Raw genomic sequence first — 6,485 nt, 5'->3', positions numbered from 1 at the left:
TCGTGGTGATTCCAGCCAACCGATAGCACACGCTCGGAATCGACCGGAACGAAAAGTTCCTGACGCGGAAGCCAGCGGTGATCATCCGGTGCGATTGGTCCGGCCACCCCGCCGGTTCGAACCGGCGCATCAGCCGTGAAACATCGCTTGATTAAGGCTGCGTCGGGTGAAGGGGTTTGAGCCGATCGGCCCGTATTGCGTTCGGAACTGAACAAAGGTGGGGACGGCTGTGCCGGCAAGTAGGCATTCTCAAGGTTGCTAGCATGCCCGTTGCGGTTCCGCCACACGGTAATCGCTGTGTCCTCCAGTGTGGTACGGATCGCAGTCAGTGTCCGATCAATAGCGCCGCCTACTGTCTCTTCCCGGTTGAGATCGATGCCGAGGTTGAGCAGTGCGTCATCGGTCATCTCGTCACAGTTGATCATCTGTCCGTGTTACCAGCGGTTCAGTCGAAGACGGCTGAGCTGTCAGGTCGTTAATTGATGTCTGAATGGCCCAGAGCTGCTCTACCACTGCCCAGAGCGGGTCGCCGAGTTTATGATCCGAAGTGTTGCTAGCGGCGGTCCAGACGTATTCTTCAGCCTCGGCGAGTGCCGCTGCTGCCACTTTGAGAGCCGCTTCGGTCGACTGTTGTGCGTGTGCGTCTGCTGACAACCCATGGTACGCTGGCCGTGAGCGGAACGTGTCTGCGTCGACGATCTTGATCCATCCGTCATGTGTAACAGTCACGAATACATCGTCATATCGAAACGAAAGGGTCCCCTCTTCAATACGCGTTGTCGAACTATCTGGACCGCCAAACAGCAGGTTGATCGTGTCGGCGTCAATATATTTGTCGAGACGTCGGAGCTCTTTCGCATCTGTGTGTTTAAATTCAGAGACGGCAGTGAATACTTCGTCGAGTGTTGACCGAGTAGTCGTCGGATCAAACCGGGTGACTGACGAGTTTGATTTCATACGTCTGTGAATATACATAAATAGTGGATCAATATGTTTCGTTTCGCGGACCACTCCGTGTCTCATGGCACATACCGGATATATACGTGTGCGCAACTCTCGACAGACACCCGCTCGTACACTTCACGAGACAACCACGATTATCGAACTAGTGACAGAATAACGGGCCCAGAGCGGAAACCCGCGTGACTCGATCGTCCCTTCGAGCCACGCGTTTTGCCTCTGACAGATACCCCACTTCGTCGATAGCGTCAACCTGATCTAGAGGTCGACATTGACTACTCAGCCGAAGAAAAGTTATTTTCTTTGGCGGAACAGTCCGGTATCAAACAAAAGAATCGAATATATTCGGGATGAGAAGACCAGTAGACAGCAGGACTCTCTGTGCCAGTGGATTCCTTATGAACCTCGCTAATTCTGAACCCGTGTGCGGTGACTGTAGCGGTAGACGGAACTGATCATACGGTATTAGTGGACACCTCCACCCTGTCAATTGCGAGACAGACGAGTTCTCCTCGCCCACGACGCGAATCACGAACTCGAAGCGACGCGCTCGGGCGTCAGCCGCCGTTATCTGGATCGCCGAGAGCCCGCTCACGCTCTCCCATGTTGTTTTGTCGACGACGTTGATGTCACGTGTTGGGGTGACAGCGGTCAAGCCACAAGCTGGACGAATTCTTGATGGGGAGTCTAGATGAAAATAAAATCGGCTCTGTATCGCTGTCGAGGGCTTCTGAAACACACATTTGGAAGAGAAGTAAGACAGCAGATGCGGTAGAAGGCTGATCTCAGCTGCCGACGGCGAAAATGACTTTTGTGCTTTTTATGATATTTTTACCGACTCACGGTGATTCGAGCCAACAGAGCAAAAACAATCCTTGACCGATACTGTCCAATTCGAACCTGCTCAAGCGCAAGTCAACTACTTACTGTGCCTATTCATCTTCCGTATCTGCTGCGGCCAAAATCTCAGGATACCGGTTCCGTATCGTCATCTCGCTCACGTCTGTAGCATGAGCGACATCTGCCTGTCGGAGAGACTCATCACATCGCTTAGCTGCCGCGTATAATGACCCAGCGGCGATGCCTACCGGATGTTTCCCGCTGTGAACGCCGTTTTCAACCGCTATTCCGGCGAGACGTCGTGCCTCTTGCTCTGTCGTGTCCGTACACCCCACGTCCGATGCGATCCGCCCGATGAACGAGCGGGGATCTGTTGGGGCAATTTCTAACCCGAGTTCACGTGAGATCTGCCGGTATGCCCGCTCAACGCGGATTTGTTCGACGCGGCTCACTGCCGAGACCTCGCCGATAGAGCGCGGGACACCGTCTATACGACTTGCCGCGTATAACGCCGCAGTGGCGACGCTTTCGACGGCTCGACCCGGAAGGAGTCCGTTGTCGAGTGCGCGGCGGTAGATGACGCCTCCCGTCTCTCGAATGCTGTCGGGCACGCCGAGCGCGGAAGCCATGCGATCGATCTCACCGAGCGCATGCATAAGATTCCTATCTGCCGACGAACGTCGTCGGAAGCGCTCGTCCCACCGTCGGAGGCGACGCATCTGTTGTCGCCGTTCTCCCGACAGCGAGTTCCCGTTTGCGTCGGTGTTTTGCCATCCGACCACTGTGGACAACCCCTTATCGTGTAAGAGGTTCGTGCTTGCTGGTCCGACGCGAGAGTCCTGATTGCCGATGCCGTTCGGCGTGTACAGTTTGATGTTCGTATCAAGCCTCGCGTCTGAAACGACGAGTCCACAGTCGTCACAGACCGTATCAACCTCATCATCGGCTCGACGAAGTCGTCCGTGACACTCCGGACACGTGGTCTGACTGTGTCTTTCGTCCCCATTCTCCTCCGAAACGGAGTTGCTAACAGACTGTCCGTCGCCAGTTTCGCTCGATGAGGGCTCATCAGTACCGTTTCTGCGGGAAACTGTGTTCAGCCGCTCTTCGTTAGTGCGCTCGTTCATCACGTGGCATCACCTCTCGTGACTGGGACAGGACAGACGCGTTCTACTGTGTGTCTGGCCAGTACTGTTCATCGTGAGCTCTGAGCCGTCGCTGGGTCGCTGATCCTGATACCATGCGCGGTAACTCTCGTAGCAACAGCAGATGGAACTGACCACATTGTCTCAGTAGGCACGGTTACCTCATCGATCGCGAGACAGACGAGTTTCCCTTGCCCCCGCCGCGCCGCAATAACAAATTCAAACTGGCGTGATAAGTTGTCAGTCGCTGTCACGTGGACCGTTGAGAGCCCGTTCGCACTCTCCCATGTTGTCGTGTCGACGACGCTGAGATCGCCTGCGGGAGTGACAGCAGTCGAGCCACAGGCCGGACAGGACCCTTCGTGCGGGGCCGTTCCGAGGTACCCGTAGTCGGTCTCACACGCAAAACAGTATTCCATGATCTGAGACTAGTATCGATCCACGATCGTCTCTGCGATGTGTGCCCGACCGGAACACGATGGGCAGGCAACGACGTCACCGCCGTCTAACCCGAACACGGTCACGAATCGTTGCGAGACGTGGCCCCCGCAATGTGTACACTCTGGCATCAAATCACCCGAGCGAACCCTCCATCTCCAGCTCGACGAGCCGGTTCAGCTCGACGGCGTACTCGATCGGCAGCTCCTCCGTGATCGGCTCGATGAACCCCGAGACGATCATCTGTTTCGCGTCGTCGTCGTCGAGACCGCGCGACTGGAGGTAGAAGATGTCCTCGTCGCCGATCTTCCCGACGGTCGCCTCGTGGGCGACGTCGACCTTCGACTCGTTGATCTCCATGTACGGCATCGTGTCCGACGTCGACTCGTTGTCGAACATCAGCGCGTCGCACTCCACGGCGGTCGAAGAGTTCTCGGCGCCGTCCGCGATGTGAACGAGGCCGCGGTAGTTGGTGCGGCCGCCGTCCTTCGCGATCGACTTCGACTCGACGGTGGACTTGGTGTCCGGCGCGTTGTGGTACACCTTCGCACCCGTGTCGATGTCCTGGCCCTCGCCCGCGAAGGCGATGGTAATGTGGTTGTCGGAGGCGCCGCGGCCCTTCAGGATCGTCGACGGGTACAGCATCGTCGCCTTCGACCCCATCGACCCGGAGATCCACTCCATTCGGCCGCCCTTCTCGGCGATGGCGCGCTTCGTGTTCAGGTTGTACGTGTTCTTCGACCAGTTCTGGACGGTCGAGTACTGGACGTGGGCGTCCTCGTCGACAAACACTTCAACGCCACCGCAGTGGAGGTTGAACTTCGAGTACTTCGGCGCGGAACAACCCTCGATGTAGTGGACCTCGGCACCCTCCTCCGCGATGATGAGCGTGTGCTCGAACTGACCCATCCCCTCGGAGTTCATCCGGAAGTACGCCTGTACCGGCATGTCGACGGTGGTGTTTTCGGGGACGTAGACGAACGAGCCGCCGGACCAGATAGCGCCGTGCAGCGCCGCGAACTTGTTGTCGCTCGGGGGGACGCACTTCGTCATGAAGTGCTCGCGGACGATGTCCTCGTGCTCCTGGACGGCCTCGTCCATGTTACAGAAGATGACGCCTTTCTCCTCCCACCGCTCCTGCATGTTCTGGTAGACGACCTCGGACTCGTACTGCGCGCCGACGCCCGAGAGCGCGTTCTTCTCGGCCTCCGGGATGCCCAGCTTGTCGAAGGTGTCTTTGATCTCGTCCGGGAGTTCCGTCCAGTCGTCGACGCCCGCGCGGACGTCGACGTCCGGCCGGATGTACGGGATAATCTCGTCGATGTCGACTTCGCTCAGGTCCGGCTGGCCGGGCCAGTCGGTCGGCATCGGCATCTCCTGGAACTGCTTGAGAGCGCGGAGGCGGCGCTCCAGCATCCACTCCGGTTCGTCTTTGTCCTCCGAGATGACGCGGACCGTCTCTTCGGTGAGACCCTTCTCGCTTTTGAACGCGGACTTCTCCTCCTTTTTGAACTCGAAGCGGGCCTCGGTGTTTGTCTCTTTAAGATCGTCTTGTCTTGAACTCATCAAACTATTCTTCAGAGACTACGAATATAAGTGTGATGTGCTAAAACGTGGTTTTGTAACCTATATAAGTTTCTTTAACGAAAGAGAATAACTATATGTGGTTTAATACGGTTTCTCCAGTTAGTAGAATTTAACATGTAGCGGAGGTGTGTTTCGTAGGAACAGTATCATCGTCACTCGTTAGCGAGAACGACTCGACAGCACTCGATCGCTGCTTCGATGTGGCGGTCGGCGACCACATCGCCCGTTTCGTCAGCTGACTCAAGCAGTGTAGCAACTTGCCGAACCCGTTTCTGTCTGGTTTGCGTGTCAAGATCGTCACTAGTAGCATCGCGGGCAACGGCTTCAGCCTCTCCAAGCCATCGGTTCGTCGCTGGCGGTACCGGGCGATCTGCGGTCGCGGTCAGATGGGTCGCCAGTGCGTCGACCGCAGCCCGCGGCTCGGTTGGGATGTCTATTTCGTCCGTCATCGTCGGCGTATTGGCACCCACTGTGAAGAATTGTTGCGCCAAACTACACCCTAGATACTTGCGAACGTTTCCAGCCGAGCGCGACGTTTTAGTAACACGTCCGCAGTATCTGTCTGGGCTCGTTCGAGAGATACACCAGACGACACAAACCCGTACGTAACTGAGAACGGCTATGATCGAGTCACTCCTCCGGATTGACGTCGTACTCTTCGTTCTTATCGGCGTGCTGGGCGGCGCACACTGTATCGGGATGTGTGGCCCGCTAGTGACGATGTACTCAAAGCAGATGACGCCGCAGCCAGACGGTGGGACGGTAACAGCCAACGACGGGCGTGCCGGTCATCTCACGACCTACGAGGTTCGCCAACACTTCCTGTTCAACGTCGGCCGAGCGACGACGTACGCAGTTCTCGGTGCCCTCTTCGGCGCGCTCGGAAGCGTCGTGTTCGTTACCGCTGATCAACTGACACCGATTGCCGACCTCCTGCGAGGTGTTGTCGGTCTCGCGGTCGGAGGGTTCATTGTGGCGACCGGCGTTCGGTACGTCATCGGCGGAAGCGGAGGCGACATTCGAATACCCGGCGTCCAGCGCGTTACGTCGTGGCTCGCAACGAGAGTTCACCGACACGTGAACAGCCCGAGTATTGTTGGACTCGGGGCCGTCCACGCGTTTCTTCCCTGCCCGATGCTGTATCCCGCGTATCTGTTCGCCTTCGCGAGCGGCTCTCCGACCACCGGTGGAATCGCTCTCGGTGCCCTCGGTATTGGGACGATTCCAGCCGTCTTCCTCTATGGGACGATCATCCAGTCGATCGACGTCGCCCACCGGCGTCGTGTTCATCGGCTGCTCGGCGTCGTGTTCGTCGTACTGGGGTACGTGCTGTTCGCGCACGGGCTGATGGCGCTCGGCGTTCACCTCCCGCACCCGATGCTCCCGCATTACCAACCCCTCGGTGGCGGGATGGGACACATGGGGCATTGACCGAGACCGACTCCCCTCCCCGCGCTCGACACGCAAGCCGGTCTCTCCGGTGTCACCACGCCCGGGAAACGACGAAGGCGATCT

6 protein-coding genes are annotated in these 6,485 nt (G+C 57.6%); 1 reads left to right on the top strand and 5 read right to left on the bottom strand.

Annotation, left to right across the window (positions count from 1 at the left end):
- The 5 genes from EXE51_RS17850 to EXE51_RS08715 all read right to left on the bottom strand — a co-directional run.
- Positions 1–425: hypothetical protein (locus EXE51_RS17850; protein ID WP_206750619.1), on the bottom strand; the 425-nt coding region annotated here is incomplete at its 3' end.
- Complete coding sequence (locus tag EXE51_RS08735) at positions 412–1,011, bottom strand: HalOD1 output domain-containing protein (protein WP_137692508.1); 600 nt, start codon at positions 1,009–1,011, stop codon at positions 412–414. The genes EXE51_RS08735 and EXE51_RS17850, both read right to left, overlap by 14 nt.
- Positions 1,012–1,892: 881 nt before the next feature.
- On the bottom strand, positions 1,893–2,927 hold the full coding sequence (locus EXE51_RS08730) for a transcription initiation factor IIB family protein (RefSeq protein WP_137692507.1): 1,035 nt from the start codon (positions 2,925–2,927) through the stop codon (positions 1,893–1,895).
- A 591-nt stretch (positions 2,928–3,518) separates the two neighbouring features.
- Positions 3,519–4,949 carry a Fe-S cluster assembly protein SufB gene (gene sufB / locus EXE51_RS08720; protein WP_137692505.1) on the bottom strand — a complete coding sequence of 477 codons (1,431 nt, stop codon included), beginning with the start codon at positions 4,947–4,949 and terminating at the stop codon, positions 3,519–3,521.
- Between the two features lie 173 nt (positions 4,950–5,122).
- The gene (locus EXE51_RS08715; RefSeq protein ID WP_137692504.1) at positions 5,123–5,419 is read right to left on the bottom strand and encodes a hypothetical protein; all 297 of its coding nucleotides are present in this window, start codon (positions 5,417–5,419) and stop codon (positions 5,123–5,125) included.
- 172 nt (positions 5,420–5,591) lie between these two features.
- Between EXE51_RS08715 and EXE51_RS08710 the strand changes: the two genes are divergently transcribed.
- Positions 5,592–6,401, top strand: coding sequence for a sulfite exporter TauE/SafE family protein (locus tag EXE51_RS08710; RefSeq protein ID WP_137692503.1), 810 nt, complete (start codon positions 5,592–5,594; stop codon positions 6,399–6,401).
- The last annotated feature ends 84 nt before the right edge of the window (positions 6,402–6,485 follow it).

This window comes from Halorubrum sp. CGM5_25_10-8B, from assembly GCF_005435095.1.
GTDB classification, from domain to species: Archaea; Halobacteriota; Halobacteria; order Halobacteriales; family Haloferacaceae; genus Halorubrum; species Halorubrum ezzemoulense.
The sequence above is the reverse complement of the archived record's forward strand: the minus strand, read 5'-3'. Positions and strand labels throughout refer to the sequence as shown.